Source organism: Rossellomorea sp. KS-H15a (assembly GCF_024195245.1).
Classification (GTDB): domain Bacteria; phylum Bacillota; class Bacilli; order Bacillales; family Bacillaceae_B; genus Rossellomorea; species Rossellomorea vietnamensis.
In genome coordinates, this window is the sequence record NZ_CP096886.1 from 1242871 (window position 1) to 1258256 (window position 15386).

At 43.8% G+C, this 15386-nt stretch carries 22 protein-coding genes; 19 read left to right on the plus strand and 3 right to left on the minus strand.

Features of this window, described 5'->3' with window-relative positions:
• The first annotated feature begins 22 nt into the window (after nt 1-22).
• From M1J35_RS06245 to M1J35_RS06320, 16 genes are all read left to right on the plus strand, one after another.
• Nucleotides 23-202, plus strand: a complete 180-nt coding sequence (locus tag M1J35_RS06245; protein WP_254653056.1) for a hypothetical protein — start codon at nt 23-25, stop codon at nt 200-202.
• Nucleotides 203-225: 23 nt separating this feature from the next.
• Nucleotides 226-867, plus strand: a complete 642-nt coding sequence (locus tag M1J35_RS06250; protein ID WP_254653057.1) for a uridine kinase family protein — start codon at nt 226-228, stop codon at nt 865-867.
• Between the two features lie 358 nt (nt 868-1225).
• Nucleotides 1226-1420 (plus strand): hypothetical protein, encoded by a 195-nt coding sequence (locus M1J35_RS06255; protein ID WP_254653058.1) that lies wholly within the window; start codon nt 1226-1228, stop codon nt 1418-1420.
• A gap of 13 nt (nt 1421-1433) precedes the next feature.
• Nucleotides 1434-1829: a hypothetical protein gene (locus tag M1J35_RS06260; RefSeq protein ID WP_254653059.1), complete on the plus strand. Its 396-nt coding sequence runs from the start codon at nt 1434-1436 to the stop codon at nt 1827-1829.
• A 66-nt stretch (nt 1830-1895) separates the two neighbouring features.
• On the plus strand, nt 1896-2321 hold the full coding sequence (locus M1J35_RS06265; protein WP_224521304.1) for an NUDIX hydrolase: 426 nt from the start codon (nt 1896-1898) through the stop codon (nt 2319-2321).
• Nucleotides 2322-2390: 69 nt separating this feature from the next.
• The gene (locus M1J35_RS06270) at nt 2391-3323 is read left to right on the plus strand and encodes an aminoglycoside phosphotransferase family protein (RefSeq protein WP_254653060.1); all 933 of its coding nucleotides are present in this window, start codon (nt 2391-2393) and stop codon (nt 3321-3323) included.
• Nucleotides 3324-3412: 89 nt separating this feature from the next.
• Complete coding sequence (locus M1J35_RS06275; RefSeq protein ID WP_254653061.1) at nt 3413-3727, plus strand: hypothetical protein; 315 nt, start codon at nt 3413-3415, stop codon at nt 3725-3727.
• A gap of 14 nt (nt 3728-3741) precedes the next feature.
• On the plus strand, nt 3742-4320 hold the full coding sequence (locus tag M1J35_RS06280; protein ID WP_254653062.1) for a GNAT family N-acetyltransferase: 579 nt from the start codon (nt 3742-3744) through the stop codon (nt 4318-4320).
• The gene (locus tag M1J35_RS06285) at nt 4317-4841 is read left to right on the plus strand and encodes a 5' nucleotidase, NT5C type (RefSeq protein ID WP_224521300.1); all 525 of its coding nucleotides are present in this window, start codon (nt 4317-4319) and stop codon (nt 4839-4841) included. Before M1J35_RS06280 ends, M1J35_RS06285 begins: the two co-directional genes overlap by 4 nt.
• A 33-nt stretch (nt 4842-4874) precedes the next feature.
• Complete coding sequence (locus tag M1J35_RS06290; RefSeq protein WP_254653063.1) at nt 4875-6812, plus strand: DUF2207 domain-containing protein; 1938 nt, start codon at nt 4875-4877, stop codon at nt 6810-6812.
• A 31-nt stretch (nt 6813-6843) separates the two neighbouring features.
• The gene (locus M1J35_RS06295) at nt 6844-7158 is read left to right on the plus strand and encodes a hypothetical protein (protein ID WP_254653064.1); all 315 of its coding nucleotides are present in this window, start codon (nt 6844-6846) and stop codon (nt 7156-7158) included.
• On the plus strand, nt 7155-7748 hold the full coding sequence (locus M1J35_RS06300; RefSeq protein ID WP_254653065.1) for a non-canonical purine NTP pyrophosphatase: 594 nt from the start codon (nt 7155-7157) through the stop codon (nt 7746-7748). Before M1J35_RS06295 ends, M1J35_RS06300 begins: the two co-directional genes overlap by 4 nt.
• Nucleotides 7749-7913: 165 nt before the next feature.
• Nucleotides 7914-8069, plus strand: coding sequence for a hypothetical protein (locus M1J35_RS06305; RefSeq protein ID WP_254653066.1), 156 nt, complete (start codon nt 7914-7916; stop codon nt 8067-8069).
• A gap of 427 nt (nt 8070-8496) precedes the next feature.
• The gene (locus M1J35_RS06310) at nt 8497-9840 is read left to right on the plus strand and encodes a copper amine oxidase (protein ID WP_254653067.1); all 1344 of its coding nucleotides are present in this window, start codon (nt 8497-8499) and stop codon (nt 9838-9840) included.
• Nucleotides 9841-9903: 63 nt separating this feature from the next.
• Nucleotides 9904-10878, plus strand: coding sequence for a class F sortase (locus M1J35_RS06315; protein WP_254653068.1), 975 nt, complete (start codon nt 9904-9906; stop codon nt 10876-10878).
• 97 nt (nt 10879-10975) lie between these two features.
• Nucleotides 10976-11521 (plus strand): hypothetical protein, encoded by a 546-nt coding sequence (locus M1J35_RS06320; protein ID WP_254653069.1) that lies wholly within the window; start codon nt 10976-10978, stop codon nt 11519-11521.
• Between the two features lie 155 nt (nt 11522-11676).
• Here the strand turns inward: M1J35_RS06320 and M1J35_RS06325 are convergent, their stop codons facing one another.
• A complete protein-coding gene (locus M1J35_RS06325) occupies nt 11677-12519 on the minus strand; it encodes a hypothetical protein (RefSeq protein WP_254653070.1) in 843 nt (280 codons plus the stop codon).
• Entirely contained in the window at nt 12509-13414 is a 906-nt protein-coding gene (locus M1J35_RS06330; protein WP_254653071.1) for a WD40/YVTN/BNR-like repeat-containing protein, read from the minus strand. Before M1J35_RS06330 ends, M1J35_RS06325 begins: the two co-directional genes overlap by 11 nt.
• Nucleotides 13415-13511: 97 nt before the next feature.
• On the opposite strand from M1J35_RS06330, the gene M1J35_RS06335 reads away from it, so the two are divergent.
• The 3 genes from M1J35_RS06335 to M1J35_RS06345 are packed head-to-tail and all read left to right on the plus strand — an operon-like array spanning nt 13512 to nt 14283.
• A complete protein-coding gene (locus M1J35_RS06335; RefSeq protein ID WP_254653072.1) occupies nt 13512-13709 on the plus strand; it encodes a hypothetical protein in 198 nt (65 codons plus the stop codon).
• A complete protein-coding gene (locus M1J35_RS06340; protein WP_254653073.1) occupies nt 13706-13999 on the plus strand; it encodes a hypothetical protein in 294 nt (97 codons plus the stop codon). Before M1J35_RS06335 ends, M1J35_RS06340 begins: the two co-directional genes overlap by 4 nt.
• Nucleotides 13996-14283 carry an RNA polymerase alpha subunit C-terminal domain-containing protein gene (locus tag M1J35_RS06345; RefSeq protein WP_254653074.1) on the plus strand — a complete coding sequence of 96 codons (288 nt, stop codon included), beginning with the start codon at nt 13996-13998 and terminating at the stop codon, nt 14281-14283. Before M1J35_RS06340 ends, M1J35_RS06345 begins: the two co-directional genes overlap by 4 nt.
• A 269-nt stretch (nt 14284-14552) precedes the next feature.
• On the opposite strand, the gene M1J35_RS06350 is transcribed toward M1J35_RS06345, so the two are convergent.
• Nucleotides 14553-15284, minus strand: coding sequence for a class I SAM-dependent methyltransferase (locus M1J35_RS06350; protein ID WP_254653693.1), 732 nt, complete (start codon nt 15282-15284; stop codon nt 14553-14555).
• Between the last annotated feature and the right edge of the window lie 102 nt (nt 15285-15386).

A 15386-nucleotide genomic window follows, 5' to 3' on the forward strand; every position in this document is an offset into this window, starting at 1 on the left:
ACTCATAGCGCTTCCCTCTATTTTGTTATTAAGTGTGGCTTTGTTTTTTCACATCGATTTCCTCTTCTATCTTTCTTTGGCCGGGATCTTTCTGGCCATGATGATTAAACAATTCAGGATGCGTGAGCAGATGTATGAAATGAGGCATCCAGGCGGTGTGGATGAAGACGGTACAGAAATCGATGTCAGCGGAGAAGACTAATAGTTGAGAGAAGGAGGAAATCCATGGATAAAATCTTACATACCATAGCCGATCGATTGACGAAGCAGGAAGGGAAAATGGTCATCGGCATCTCAGGACACGGTGCTTCTGGTAAAACGACATTTGCGAAGAAACTGATGACGCTGCTAGGAGAAGTCAATTATATCAACACTGATCCTTATATCGTGAGTTCGGCAGTCAGGAAGCATTCTTTTATAGAGTATGAATATAAGAACGAAAAGCATCAGTCCAAAATGACCGCATGTCATCCGGATGCTCACCATGTATTCGCCCTTGATCGGGACATCAGGATGGTGAGGGAGGGAATGGATTTGTACACGTTGGACGTACCCTATGATCCAAGCCGGCTCATTTCTTCCCAAAACAACCTGACGATTGTAGAAGGAATGTCCGTCGCGTTCAGCAAACCGGATTTATACGATCTGAAAATGTACTTCTACACAGATGGGGAGACAGAGCTCATGAGAAGAGGTATCCGCGACATAAACGAAAGAGGGATGGAAGAGGATTATCTACGGAAGACCCATGACGAGCGAAGGGTTCAATATGAAGTCTTCATGCATCCGAAGAGTGAGCATTTTGATGTGGTGGTTAGGAATTCGGATAAGGGGTGTTGGGTGAAGAAAGGGTTAATCGGGATGTAGATTCTTTCTTTTTTCTAAAAAGTATACTTGAGTAAAATGGAATAGTTTGGAATAATTGGTATATGTTTTAAAATAATGATGAATAAATTGCCCAGATACTTTCGTTGAAATCGGAGGTAGTAAAATCTATAAAAAAATTTTTGCATCATTACTGTATCTCAGTGAATGGATTATATTCTTTTATGTTGTTTTATTTATAACTCTTTTCAATTTGATGTATCTATCCAATATGCTTTTTGTTGATATGCCTTGGGAAGAGCGCACCACCCTATCGTCTTCTTTGAGCAAGTCGATTCTTATTGTTATAGGAGTAGGGATCATCTGTTTCTGCTATATTCATTTTTTAAAAGGATATAGTATGTATAAAAAAGTCAGAGAAGTCATGTGGGGGATGTTATTCGGCATAAATATAGTAAGCTGCATGCTGTGGTTCGGCTTGGGCTATTCATTTGAGTTGTCAAATGGTGAGCGACTGATCCTTCTGGCAGCCATCTTGGTCAGTGGGGGATTGGTGTTTAAAGTGAAGAAGGAATTTCAAATCGATGGATCATAAGGGAGCGAAAGTAATGACAAGACCACTAGGTGTATCCCTAATTGGATATTTCTATGTGTTTGGAGCAGTGGTGTTAGTATTCACCGCCATTTTTTATCAGGCAGATGCTGAGGCAATCAGCATTTCGGAACGCTTTGGTGTATCGATCCTGCCTGAACGGATGATGAGAGTAGTACTGGCAATGTTTTCTCTGTTGATGGTGTATGGATACATGAAGTTGAAAAGATGGGGATTCTGGTTGTTCGTCTCGTACTCAGTGCTGTTTGGCGTGATCAGTTCGGTTATTGCAACGAACCAGCCTCAGCAACCTTTTATAGGGAATGTTGTTTTTTCGGTGATTGTCTTGATCTATACGATTTATGTGAAAGGGGCATTTTTCACGACTGCTGAAAGAGATCAGGCTATATAAACAAAGGGTTTTAAGTATCGGGGGTTTATCGCAGAAGGTAGGCTCCTTTTAATATAAGGGGGAAGCATGATGACACAACAAACATACATACCGCCGAAACATATTGTTTCAGCGGCTACAATCGTTCTGAATGAGAACCGGGAAATTCTAATAATAAAGGGACCAAGACGTGGTTGGGAAATGCCTGGCGGTCAGGTGGAAGAAGGAGAGTCGTTAAAGGATGCGGCGATCAGGGAGACAAAAGAGGAGACAGGGATTGATATAGAGGTGTTGGCTTTTTGCGGGGTATTTCAGAATGTGAAACGGTCCATCTGTAATACCTTATTTCTCGCAAAGCCTGTTGGAGGAGTGCCGACTACTTCTTCTGAGAGTCTGGAGGTAGCATTTTTTCCGATTGACGAGGCGCTCAAAATGGTGACGCATTCGAATTTTAGAGAGCGGATCGAGTACTGTTTGGATGAGGAGCAACATCCGTTTTTTGTGGAGTTTTAAGAATGTAGTTGAGAGGTTTATGGATGATAAAAAGGGTAAGAAATCGTTCATACAAGAGAGGTGACAAAAATGAATAAAGACGCCAAGAAATCGAATCTCCTGGACAGGTTCCACGTTTCGGATGCTGATTTTCTGGGTTCTGGTATGGAAGCGGAAGTATATGCCTTAGATGATGAGAGAGTGTTTAAAGTATATAATGATTTGTCTGATGCACCGAGACAAGAGAGATTAAGGGAATTCTATGCCGGACTAAAGACAGGTCATCTGAGCTATGGGCTTCCCTATATTCACGATATCTTAGTGGAGAATGGGACGTTAGTGACGATTGAAAAGAGGATGCAGGGGAGCGATTTGCAAAGCAAGCTTGCAGGGATGACCCGTGACGAGCAGACAAACATGATGAAAACATATCTTCAGGCAAATCTGGAACTGCACTCCCTTAAAGGAAGCTCAACGATGGAAGGATTCCAACTATTTCATGACCACCGTATGTCATTAGGCAGGATGGATAATTGGTATGATCTATTAAGTGAAACGGTCAAGCTTAAGCAGACTGAGTTGAAACCTTATTTTGAGAAGGATGTCCGGGATTACGGGGCAAAGTTAACTCTAATAATGGAAAGACTGGCACCTGGATATGAAGGGGACTATTCCATCATCCATGGAGACTTCTACCCTGGGAATATCTTAATCAATGAGAAACATGACGTTACAGGGCTGATTGATTTCGGAATGCTGACCATGTATGGAGATTATCTGTTTGATGTGGCGATCGGATGGGTGTGCCTGGATATGTATAATCAGCTGAATGCAAGTCTACCGGAGAGGTACTTGGACATCATTGTTTCCACCTTGGGAGAAGGGGTAAGGAAAGATTTATATTTCTATGTACTAATCTATAGTTTGATGACAGCGAATCTTTATTCTCCGACGTGTGAGGATGGTCATTATCGGTGGTGTATGGAGAATTTGAATCGTGAAGAGTACTGGGAAGTTACATAATCCACTCGTCAGTGACCTCGTTTTGATTGGAATTTGAAACTTTTTACAATCCCCGAACGTAAGTATAAATAATAAGAGGGGGAATCAAAATGAAAAAATTCTTCACAAGAACATCTTTAGTGACGGCAGTGATCCTTGCCATTGCCATTTGGATCGGGAGTCTCCTGTTCTCATTTTCTTTCGGGGAATGGAGCTTTTTCATCGGCCTTGGATTAACAGTGGGCCTTTTCTTTTTTAATAGCAGTGGCGGTGCGTTATCTAAAAACGCTACCCTCGGAGCAAGTCAGGCAGGGTGGAAGATTCAGAAGGATAATGAATTGAAATCTAATGTAGGCTCCGTATTTTATGGTGTCCTTCTGTTTACGGTTGTTAGTTTTGTGGTAATGATGGTGACTTATTTTTAGAGCGGAGTGACGGCATGATTTCCTATAAGGGTACCCCTGTTTTAAGAACAGATCGACTGAATCTTAGAAAGTTGTGCATGTACGATACGCAAAAAGCCTTTGATCACTGGCTATCTGATGAACGGATTTCCGATCATCGTGTCAGTCCTGCGCACAAGACCATTGCTGAAACACATAAGCGGATGAAGAAGACTGTGGATGGGTACGTTTCAAAAGAGTTTTGTCACTGGGGAATCGAACTCAAGGATGGCGGTGGCCTGATCGGAGAGATTGATTTATATGATTTTGATTCATCTACAGGAAATTGTGAAGTCAGTTATTCCGTTGGATATGATTGGTGGAATAAGGGGTATGGGACCGAGGCGTTGAAAGCCGTTGTGGAGTTTGCCTTCATCCACATGAACGTACACAAATTATCTGCAGCCCATAATACGGATAACCCGGCTTCAGGCAGGATCATGGAAAAAGCCGGGATGAAGCGTGAAGGCGTCATCCGGCATATGATCCGCAATGCGAAAGATCAGTATAAGGACTGTGCGGTGTATGGACTTCTGTGTGAAGAGTATCTTCTCATGAGGGGAGGGGGCGCATGAAAAGGATAGCCATTGATATGGATGAGGTAATCGCTGATTTACATAAAAAGCACCTGAAAATATTTAATGAGAAATATAACGAGATTTTGACTCCAGAGGACTTACTGGGGACAAGACTTTGGAAAATCCGTCCCCATGATGCTGATGACATCCTTTCGTATATAGATGATCCCGATTTCTTCAGGGATTTGGAAGTGATGGAAGGGAGTCAGGAAGTGATCAAAGAGCTGAGTGAATCCTATGAAATTTACATCACGACTGCTGCAATGGAACATCCTGCTTCTTTTACGGCAAAATACGAATGGTTAAAAGAACATTTCCCGTTTCTATCAGACTTACAATTTGTCTTCTGCGGCAACAAAAGCATCATTCATGCTGACTACTTAATAGACGACAGCCCAAGGCATTTTAAAGACTTTATGGGAGAGGGGATATTGTTTTCAGCTCCTCATAACCGGTATGAGTCGGGATACGTACGCGTGGAGAATTGGAATGAAGTGAGATCGTTCTTTTTATCATAAGTCCTGATCTTATAATAAGGAGGAGTAAAGCATATGTTCAAGAAATTAGCCATCCTACTTATCCTGCTTTTCTCCTTTGGACAGACGGCTTATGCAAAGTCCTATAGTATCGATGAAGTTCAGATCCGTGCGTGGATCCAGCCTAATGGGAATTTGCTGGTCAATGAATTGTTCACGTACACGTTTGATGGTAAGTACAAGAGTATCAGAAGGACCATTCATGAGGATCATCATGAGGGGGTGCAGTGGTTTAAAGCCTCTGAACTGATCAATGATGAGGCGGAGCTTGGCTTCATCGATAATGGGGATATCCGTCAACTTGATGTGAAACGGGAGGATGGTACGTATCGTTCACCATTCCCCGTGGAGGACACCACAAAGACCATTTTATTTGCATATGAACTAAAGGATGCCGTGAAATCGTATGATTCATACAGCGATGTGACGGTTCCCTTTTTCGGAACAGATACTAATCATGATATTGATCTACATAATGTGACGATTGATTTCGTTTTTCCTGAAAAACTAGATCCTGCGGAGTATCATGCTTTCTTTCACGACCCAAAGGGGAAGGTGGAAGAAGAGGGGCCAGAGGTGGTGCGCTTTACCACCCCTGTTTCCAATATGTATTCCTTAACGGAAACTCGTGTGCTTTTCCCTTCTTCAGTCATGAGTGAGCAGGAAAAGATCGCGGCTCCAAAATCATTGGAAGCGGCCATTCAGGAAGAAGAAGACCGTGTGGCCCTTGCAGCTCACAGGGAAGCTCAAATGAAAACATTCAATAAAGTGCTGGGTGGGCTCGCACTCACACTAGGTGCCGTTTTATTCATCATGATGCTTGGATTCATGATTGGCCGAATAAGAGGAAATGGGAGAACGAGGGATGTACTGGAGTCGGATCCCCTTCTTTTATATATGGTCCACAGGCGGGGGAAGTTCACCCACGGAGCCTTGATGGCAGGGCTGTACGCCCTGGTGGAAAGAGGGAAGGCAACGGTCCGTAGACAGAAAACGACGACCCGTTTTCTCAGCGATGCCCGATCACCGGATGAAACCTTGTTCTTTACCTTGACCTCTGAAGGTCAATTATCAGCGATGGAAGAAAAGCTGGTATCATGGATTTTTAAAAGAAGAGGAAAGAATGGTTCCGCATCCTTTGCCATGACCGATCTTGCTGGTGCCACAAAGAGTGAGAAAGATCTCAGCCGCCATGTGAAAAAGTATCATACAAAGGTCAAGACGCTAAAAGAGCAGGAAAGAGAATGGTTTGCCGAAGTGTTGAAAGAAGCCAAGGAAGCGGGACTCCTCCATGATCGCTGGTTCCACTTCGTTACGAAGCTTGCACCACTTTCCATTGTGCTTGGAACTTTATGTGCCTATCACTTTGACATGAAATCGATGTTTGCCATGTGGTTTTATGGAATCATTGGTTGTGGGGCCCTTGTATTCCTATGGTGGAAGAATGAAAAGAAGTGGCCGGCACTTGTTTTTGGTGTAATTTCATTTTTTGCGATTGCTCAACTCAAGGACGAAACCTCCTTCTTCCTCCTGTTTTTGTGCCTTTTAATAACCTTATTTCTCTTATTCTTCGTTCCTCGCCATACGTTGTCGGGAGCGGCACTTGATGTAAAAGCGGGCATCCGCCGATTCCGGAAACAGGTGAAAAGAGAAGGGTACCCTAAGGGGACGAGCGAGGAAATGGATGTGTGGATGATCCGGACACTCCTGTTTGAACGAAAGAGGAAACTGAAGAGGATATCGAGTGAAGGCATGGAAGAAAGTGCATTGTTTTCAGCAGCCCCCCTTACAGCCCTTATTCTAACGGGACAGGACCCTCATGAGTTTTTGACGAATTCATGGAAGTGGAGCGGTCCCCCTCCGAGCATGTCTTCCGGTTCCTCTGATGGCGGATTTTCCGGAGGAGGCGGAGGATTTGACGGCGGCGGTGGTGGAGGTGCAGGTGCAGATTGACCATTAGCGGTTTACGAAAGGGGAAACGCCCATGTCAAAGGATAACTTGTCTCTTGTCATCATCCTGGGTATTTTGTCAACAATAGCGGGGTTTATCATGTTTTTCTTTAATGTTTATTTTGGAACTGCCACTGCCGAGTCACAGATGTTCCATAATAGAATTGGCGGTCCAGAATATTACAACGTCATTGTAAAAGGGTATATCAATACCTATTTGGTGGGAGGAAGCATCTTATTTGTGATGGGCGTGTTGGCTATTGTCTTAGGGTATCATCAGCTTCAATTGAAAAAAGTCAGTGATTCACATCTGGATGAAAGCATTCAGGATCGGGAGGAAGCACAATGATAGAAACGAAAGAGAAAACCATGAAAGAAATCATCTTCGTCACCACCAACAAAGGGAAAATCGCTTCTGCCCAAAAGGAGTTAACGAACATAGAGGTGTTACCGATCGAGGCGGAATTAAGTGAACCGAGAAGTGATGATATCAAGGAAATCGCAAAACAAAAAGTGTTGCAGGCATACTCTATCGTGAACAAGCCATGCATTGCGCTGGATTCAGGTTTTTTCATCTCGGCATTGAATGGTTTCCCGAGGGCATATGTGAATCATATGCTGGACACAATCGGCATCGAGGGGATTTTAAAGCTGATGCGTGATGAGAAGAATAGAACATGTGAATTTAGATCATGCCTGGCTTACTATGATGGAGAGGAAATGAAATTCTTTGAGAGCAAATCTCCCGGCGTCATCGCAGAAAAAATACGGGGAAGCGAGAATGTGAACAGCTGGTCTGACCTTTGGTATATCTTCATCCCGCGCCATTTTCATAAAACGATGGCTGAGTTTGATGAAGGTGATTTTATGGAATATAACCGGGTAAGAGAGGATTCGGGGATGAAGAAGTTTGGGGAATGGTATCTGGGTTCACGGTAGGGGATACGGACGATTATTAGTTTTTTGACACCCGTCGGTTCAGTCATGACTTTACTGGTTTCTGCGATTCTATTTGGAGTGGCATTGGTGCTTTCCCTTAAGAAAAAGGGGAGTCATTAAAGGGGTTGAGAATTTGTGTTTAAATCTGAGAAGGTGAATAGAGTCATGGCAATCGTTGTGTATTGGGTGATTGCCGTATTTATAGTAAGTCGAAATCATGAGTTTTTAAACAATCCTTTATCATTCTTGATCATCGCCACTTTGCTATGTTCATTCACGGTGCACCAAGTGGTGAGGATCTGGAGGATGGAAAGAGGATGAAAGGGAAGAAAATAACTCCGGTACCACGCGTGTTTGGCTTTTTAATGTCCTTCTCTTTTTCATCCATACTTCTCAGAGCTGGATGGAGGGAAGGAAAGTTTCTTTTTTTCTTTATGGGGTGGGGGCAGTGCTTCTTCTCATAGACTCCACCAGTTTTAGAGTGAAGAAAAAAGATAGAAAACACCATACATAATGTAAGACTGCCGATGGGGCAGTCTTTTTTAATTCTCCATCAATGAACTATATCATCATATCGTTTCGAATAAAGTGTACTGTCTTTCTGCATTTCGGCATAGAACAAATCCGAGACAGAGTGAAACCGATTAACTTTTTTTAAAAAAAACTGAACAAAAGTGATCCATATCAAAATCTCCTGCGTTATCTTACCAGAATACAAAAAACAAAACGAAAAAGGAGATTACAAATAATGAAAAAAACAAAATTACTTAAGAAAATCGCAGCACCGATGTTAGGATTATCTCTACTAGCTCCAACGGCAAGTTTTGCGGCAGAAACACCGACTGCGGTGACGCCGGCTTCCGACCTTCGTTCCACACTGGATCAATTACTATCTGAACACTATGTATTAGCGGTCAACGCCATGATGAAGGATTACAAAGATGCACCGGATGAGAAAGAGGCTTATGCGGCACTGGATCAAAATGCACTGGACATGACCCCGGCCATCGAATCGATTTACGGAAAAGAAGGCGCTCAGAAATTTGAAGAAATCTTCGCCGGTCATAATGACTACTCACCGGATTTCGTGGAAGCAGCCAAATCAGACGATGCAGAAATGAGAAAAGCGGCAGAAGCCGAAGTGAAAGATTTCGTCAATGAATTCTCGGCCTTCCTGGCAACAGCAACAGAAGGGAATCTTCCGGAAGCAGCAGCGAAAGAAGTATTAGCAGCACATGAAATGGATGTCATCGAAGCATTTGACAGCTATGTAGAAGAAGACTACAAAGGATATCAAACGAACTTCAAAGAAGGGTACGACAGAATGTTCGATATTTCAAAAGCATTATCTGGAGCAATCGTGACTCAGATGCCGGATAAATTCAACAACACGAAAGTAGATGCGCCGGCAGCGGAATTACGCTCAACACTCAATAATCTTGCTGCAGAACACTTTGCACTGGCAGCAATGAGCATGCAAAAAGGTGTCAACGAAGCGCCGGATTATGATACGGCCACTTGGGCAGAAGACATGAACACAGAAGCATGGACGAAAGCAATCGGATCCATTTATGGTGAAGAAGGTGCGGCACAATTCAAGAAATTATGGACAAGTGAGCACATCAATGCACAGGCAGACCTTGTGAGTGCAACATTAGCAGGTGACAATGAAGGCGTGAAGGCAGCGAAAGACAGCCTGGGTATGTTCACAGAAGAATTCGGTACATTCCTTGCAACGGCAACAGAAGGAAACCTTCCGAAAGACGCGGCCATCTCTTCTCTTAAAACACATGAAGATCAAGTCGTGAAAGCGTTCGACTCCTATGTAGCAGAAGACTATAAAGCAAGCACCGATACATTCCGTGAAGGGTATGCGTTCATGTTCGGTGTAGGGAAAGCTCTTGGAGACGCGATTGTGAAGCAGAATCCTGAGAAGTTTGCTTCAAGTGACATGCCGGAACAAATGCCAAACACCGGAATGGGTGGGGCAGCCGATGAAGGAATGCCGATGGCTGCCTGGATCACATTTGTAGCGGTAGCGATGATGGCAGGTGGAATCATCATCAAGAAGAAGTTTGCGGATCAACAGTAATCATAGAGCCATGAGAAGAGCGGGATTCTGCTCTTCTCTCTTCTCTTAATAGGAGGGAACACGATGAAGAAACGAATGCTTATCATAGTAGTCGCAATCCTGATGATTGGGGCAGTCAGTTTTCAGGCTATCGCCAAAAACGGACCAGAGAAAGAAACGAGCACCGCTCAATCCGTCGAGAAACCGACAGTGAAAAAAGAAAAATCCAAAAGTGGGGTGGGTACCGCCCATAAGGAAGAAGAATTTGTTCTTCTTGACTCTTTAAAGAAGAAGAAATCAGAGCTTGAAGAGCAGGTAAAGGTTCAAGAAGAAGGAATTACGCCTTCCCGCGTCCAGATCCCCAGCATGGACATCGATACGAATGTCATTCCCGTCGGACTGCTTGAGAATGGAGAAATGGAAGTGCCTGAAGAAACGGACGTCGTCGGCTGGTACAATCGTGGTGTGAAAGTCGGAGCGAAGGGGAATGCCGTCCTTGCGGGACATGTGGACAGCAAGAAAGGTCCGGCCATCTTCTTCTATCTGAAGAACATCGAAATAGGGGAAAAGGTCATCGTCACCGATGAAAAAGGAATGAAACGAACCTTTGAAGTGAAGTCAAAGGAAAGCTATCCGAGTGATGAAGCGCCGATCGAGAAGATCTTTGGACCATCGGATAAACGCAATCTGAATGTCATTACGTGCACAGGAACGTTCAATCATGACAAGCATCTTTACCCTGATCGGCTGGTCGTGTATACGGAACTCATCTCTGAAACGAACGTCAACGTAGTGAAGGCACCTGAACCTCCAACAGCCGTTCAGGTGGATACAGGGTCGATTTCATGGCATTCGGTACAGAGTGTTACCGTTATGGGATATAGAGTGTATAAAAAGGCGGCGGATGCGAAAGGATTTAAGCATATCGCAAGCATTTCTGCCCACGAACGGAAGAGCTTCTTTGACCAAGAATCTGAAAAAGGGGACGTGTATTACATCACAACGGTGAATATAGAGGATAAGGAATCGACTCCTTCTGAAAAAGTGGGAGTAGAATAAGCTTTGGGAATGGGACCCTCTTGATGACGGAGGGTCATTTTTCTTTCGAATGAATGACTTAAACATGGAAATACTTCCTTTAAGGAGGTGTTTTTTTATGTTTGAAGAAATTCAACGGCTCAATCACGAAGCGAGTAAATTGGAAACCAAGTATTGGCTGAGTGAGGACCTGTTCAGTCTTCACTGGTGGGTCATTGTCATCTTAAACATTCTCTTTCTTATTCTATTGATCAAGCTGATTGATCGTAAGCGTCCCTTAGACATCATTGTAGCTTTCCTTATAAGTTTCAGCCTGGTGGGATTCATCAATGAACTTGGCTATTACTATCATTGGTGGAGCTATCCTCACCAATTCATCACGGCGTTCAGGGTCATGAATGCAGTCGATTTCCTGACCATTCCTGTGATTCATACACTGCTGTACCAGAAATATAGTGGATGGAAACCTTATTTGATTGCAAATGCCATTATTATGGCCATTATTGCCTTTGTAGGAGTACCGCTTTTCGTTCATTTTCATTTCTATGTTCTATATGACTGGAATTATTTAAAATCCTATCTGGCTCTATTTGTGGTAGGGATGCTTGTGAAGGTTATTGCGGATTTGTTGATTGATTGGGCGGCGGTTGTGAGAAAGCCATGAGAAATGCGCTATTAAGAAGGTAAATCGGTTGAATGATTTTTAAGAATGGAACAAGAAGATGAGGGAATATGATCGGGATTCCCGAAAAATAATCTCAAAGAACCAACATTCAAGTATCAAAAAAATCCGGGACTAGTTATCATCCCGGATTTTTTCTATTCCACAATTGTAAGGCTAACGGGTTCAACTTTTCCCATACTCGCAGGGTATAACGTAATCTCCCCTGAAGGAGGTTTCGGATCATTCGAATGACTTTGGAAATTCTCATTCAATCCGATCGTCCATTCCGCCTCCCCATCTTTCATTAGGACGATGGCGATGGTGCCAAATTGGACAACATCGTCCCAGCTATACTGTCCGGATTTCCCGTTGTAGTTGACGGAGATTCCTTCTGGCATGCTGTCGATTCTTGCCCCGTTTCCTTTCCACTTACCCTGAATCGTCGGTCCGACATAAGTATACGAAATACCTGAGTCTCTTGCACCGTATGTGCCGATGTACTGGTGAATGCTGTTATCAGAGGCCTTATAGGTCAACGCCGCAATGTCATTTTCAAGCCACTTCAGCTTGAATTCCCCTTGTGTTTTGTAGGGAAGGACTTCTTTAGGCCGAGCAAAGATCCGGTAATAGGTTCTGTAATAGACGGCTTCCCCCGTATTTCTGTCTTCTTTTAAAACGAACTGATTTTTCATATCTGGTGAAAAGCTTACAATCTGTTTTGTTTGCTGACTTTGGTTCAGGATGAGTCCCCCTTGAAGGAGGATAAGAATACCTGCTGTCACGTATGAGACGATCTTCCACGTTTTTGGAATGGTAAAGAGGAGGAAGATAGAAACGACCATGCCCGCCACAATCAGTATATTGAAGGCATAGAATAAACGGTTATCGACATATTCCAATTCATATGATGCGTGGAGGAAGAGGTATCCCATCTGAAAAATGAATAGTGCGATAGATAAGATAAAAAGTATACGTCCGGTTATTTTCTTAGTCTTCATCTGGCTGGACCTCCTCCTGGAATGCCCAGGTCCGTCCCTGATCATCTGAGATGAATTTCCCTTTTACTTTTCCGCCTTCATAGTCACCGTTCGGACCTTGATTGACGTAGACGGCCAGGTGATTTTCTTCTTTGAAAGGTATTTCCGCTATGACAAAGATCCTTTTATACTGATCCGGGATCTCAATCGTTGCCTTGCTCCACGATTTCCCCACGTCCTGTGTGACATGCAGGTCCGGTTCTTCCGGGTTAAGGATGCCGAATGAAAGGAAACCGGTGTCTTCGTCGACAAAGCCCCCGTCATAGATGAGCCGGGTGATGTCAGGACGCGGCATCTCTTTCCACGTCTTCCCGCCGTCTTTCGATAAGTAGACCGTGATCATTTCCTGTGACATCGTCCGGTCGGCAGAAAGAATCACATAGCCGAAGGATTCATTGAGGAAGCCGACCTTCCTGAAACGGAGGGGCGGAGAAGCGGGTGTGACCTTGGCATCTTCCCATGTCTTTCCTTTGTCCTTTGAAAAAAGCAATTGGACGCTTTTATCGACGGAATAATCACGTGCATATAAGAAGGCAGCAAGATCTTCTGTCAGGATATAGCTATCCGGTATCAGCTCATCCTCACTCCCGGCATACTCCCCTTGGAATGAATTCTCCTTTTCTACAGGTACTTGAATCCACTTCTCTCCATGGTTGTAGGTGATCTGCAGCTGATCCTGTTGGAGCGAATACCCTACAGGTGCCGTTTCATCCACCGATTGAAGTGGAGGGGGACCGGGATCACGTATTTCCGGCGTCTCCGGTTGACTTACATTAGGCTCTTTTTCAAAAAAGTACGTGCCTGCGATGATCCCGATGACCATCAGACAAGCCGTCCCGATCATGATGTATTTCACATTACCAGACTCCTTTGGTTATATTTTCTATTTTACCATGAGGAAAGGATTGAATAGGATAACATATTTTGGAATAATGAAGGGGAGGAGGAATGGTATGAATATGAATGCCTATCTGATACGATTCTCGGTTTCCATCATGATTATTTTTGGTGGGACGCTTGCGATTGTTTATATGAAGACGGGAGATCTTCTTGTGTATCATCTGATTGCAACGTGTATTGGGGTGGTTCTCTCATTAACTTCTTGGATATGGAGAACAAGGAACAAGGTAAAAAAGGGGGAAATGGTATGATCGTTTGGCTGAATGTCGGCAGCCTGGTGCTTGGGCTTCTGGCGTGGACACTTCCGTTCGTGACATATAGAAAAAATCAACTGACCCTTGCCGTCATGAGCATGGGAGCGTGTGCCCTGTCCCTTTCCTTCCAGATTTTCTATCACCATCATCTGGTCAAAATCGGGGACTGGCCGGCAATCATGGATACATCGGGAGCCATGGCGTTCGCTTCTGCCATGCTGATCATCGTCACGATTCTAATAAATGCGTTGACACTAATGCGAGAGAAGAAAGGAGTTGCAGCATGACTTCCAAGGAAAACATGAAGGTATGTGACAACGGACATACCTATGTGAAAAAGAGTGATTGTCCGACCTGTCCAGTATGTGAAAAAGAACGGAAACCTGACACAGGATTTCTATCTGTGCTCTCAAGCCCTGCGAGAAGAGCGTTGGAGAATAACGGGATTACGACGCTTGAAGAACTGGCTGGATTCAGTGAGAAGGAGGTTCTTGCTTTTCATGGGATGGGACCGTCGTCGATACCGAAGCTTCGGAAGGCGCTTGGGGAGAAGGGTTTGGGGTTTAAATAGGAGAGGTGAGGGGAGATGGCGGTTATACATAGACGATGTGCAGGTTTGCGAGACTACCGACATCTAAGAGTACGTGAGATCAAGCAGGGCCGATAAATAGACGGAAAAACTCCGCTTAATTTACTTTGGCTCATTTTTCTATTTGTTAGATTACGATGAAACGTATCACAAGTATGAGAGAAACTCGCAAATGTACTAACGCGAGTTCTCCTTTTTACACCCAATATCATCTCAAGCCAGAACAGTTTAAAAAATGCCTCGAAGCTTATTTATTTCGTCTTCTTTCCATGGAACACCATTGCATTCCCCAGTACTTTTTTGTTCAGCAGAAGTTTGGGTAGGTCCAAAACATCGGTTAGTTTCTCCTGTTTCAGTTCAACTGTATCAGTAAGGTCAGCTACCAACACTGCCCGCTCACCAAACGCAGACTCATCCAGGAAAAGGTCCATGAAGACAAAGGTACCACTGGGCTTTAACACTCTCAAAGCTTCTCTCATAACGTCCGTTTTATTATGGCAATCCTTCACTTCATGAAACGTGAGGCAGCTGACAACGACATCGAATTCCGCATCCCTGAACGGAAGTTTCGAGGCACTTGCTTTCAAAAACTGAATTCGATCTGCAACCCTTTCGATTTTAGCGTTTTCTTCGCATTGAGCTTTGGAATATTCCCAGTTCTCTCCCCAGTAGTCGATGCCGGTCAACGAGGAGCCTGGAAACACTTTTGCGAGCTTGATGATCAGAGAGCCGCTCCCTGTACCGATATCAAGAATTTTTCCACTATCATGATCCACTTTTGAGACAATCACATCATGAATCTTCGACTGGTAATTTCCGCCGAATCCTGAGAATTGATAGATAGAGTAAGAGAGGATAAAGACGATATAAAGAAACGGTACCGCCAGCATTCCTGATAGGGCGCGCAGAAAAATGTGGATGGGGAAGAATGCGATCATCAGAAAAAGAAGGGAGATCCCCAGGAAAATAAGAAGTTTATTCATTCGAATCCACGTTTGATACTTTGGTTTGGTTCTCAATCCATTCCCCGTCCTTAACTTTTAAAATGAGTTTGTTATTATTATAAGGGAATGTACATTGTAAAA

Excerpts from the sequence above, each read along its gene's own strand:
- M1J35_RS06250 (WP_254653057.1), top strand. The coding sequence starts at position 226 with ATGGATAAAATCTTACATACCATAGCCGATCGATTGACGAAGCAGGAA.
- M1J35_RS06255 (WP_254653058.1), top strand. The coding sequence starts at position 1,226 with ATGTATAAAAAAGTCAGAGAAGTCATGTGGGGGATGTTATTCGGCATA.
- M1J35_RS06260 (WP_254653059.1), top strand. The coding sequence starts at position 1,434 with ATGACAAGACCACTAGGTGTATCCCTAATTGGATATTTCTATGTGTTT.
- M1J35_RS06265 (WP_224521304.1), top strand. The coding sequence starts at position 1,896 with ATGATGACACAACAAACATACATACCGCCGAAACATATTGTTTCAGCG.
- M1J35_RS06270 (WP_254653060.1), top strand. The coding sequence starts at position 2,391 with ATGAATAAAGACGCCAAGAAATCGAATCTCCTGGACAGGTTCCACGTT.
- M1J35_RS06275 (WP_254653061.1), top strand. The coding sequence starts at position 3,413 with ATGAAAAAATTCTTCACAAGAACATCTTTAGTGACGGCAGTGATCCTT.
- M1J35_RS06280 (WP_254653062.1), top strand. The coding sequence starts at position 3,742 with ATGATTTCCTATAAGGGTACCCCTGTTTTAAGAACAGATCGACTGAAT.
- M1J35_RS06285 (WP_224521300.1), top strand. The coding sequence starts at position 4,317 with ATGAAAAGGATAGCCATTGATATGGATGAGGTAATCGCTGATTTACAT.
- M1J35_RS06290 (WP_254653063.1), top strand. The coding sequence starts at position 4,875 with ATGTTCAAGAAATTAGCCATCCTACTTATCCTGCTTTTCTCCTTTGGA.
- M1J35_RS06295 (WP_254653064.1), top strand. The coding sequence starts at position 6,844 with ATGTCAAAGGATAACTTGTCTCTTGTCATCATCCTGGGTATTTTGTCA.
- M1J35_RS06300 (WP_254653065.1), top strand. The coding sequence starts at position 7,155 with ATGATAGAAACGAAAGAGAAAACCATGAAAGAAATCATCTTCGTCACC.
- M1J35_RS06305 (WP_254653066.1), top strand. The coding sequence starts at position 7,914 with ATGGCAATCGTTGTGTATTGGGTGATTGCCGTATTTATAGTAAGTCGA.
- M1J35_RS06310 (WP_254653067.1), top strand. The coding sequence starts at position 8,497 with ATGAAAAAAACAAAATTACTTAAGAAAATCGCAGCACCGATGTTAGGA.
- M1J35_RS06315 (WP_254653068.1), top strand. The coding sequence starts at position 9,904 with ATGAAGAAACGAATGCTTATCATAGTAGTCGCAATCCTGATGATTGGG.
- M1J35_RS06320 (WP_254653069.1), top strand. The coding sequence starts at position 10,976 with ATGTTTGAAGAAATTCAACGGCTCAATCACGAAGCGAGTAAATTGGAA.
- M1J35_RS06325 (WP_254653070.1), bottom strand. The coding sequence starts at position 12,519 with ATGAAGACTAAGAAAATAACCGGACGTATACTTTTTATCTTATCTATC.
- M1J35_RS06335 (WP_254653072.1), top strand. The coding sequence starts at position 13,512 with ATGAATATGAATGCCTATCTGATACGATTCTCGGTTTCCATCATGATT.
- M1J35_RS06340 (WP_254653073.1), top strand. The coding sequence starts at position 13,706 with ATGATCGTTTGGCTGAATGTCGGCAGCCTGGTGCTTGGGCTTCTGGCG.
- M1J35_RS06345 (WP_254653074.1), top strand. The coding sequence starts at position 13,996 with ATGACTTCCAAGGAAAACATGAAGGTATGTGACAACGGACATACCTAT.
- M1J35_RS06350 (WP_254653693.1), bottom strand. The coding sequence starts at position 15,284 with ATGAATAAACTTCTTATTTTCCTGGGGATCTCCCTTCTTTTTCTGATG.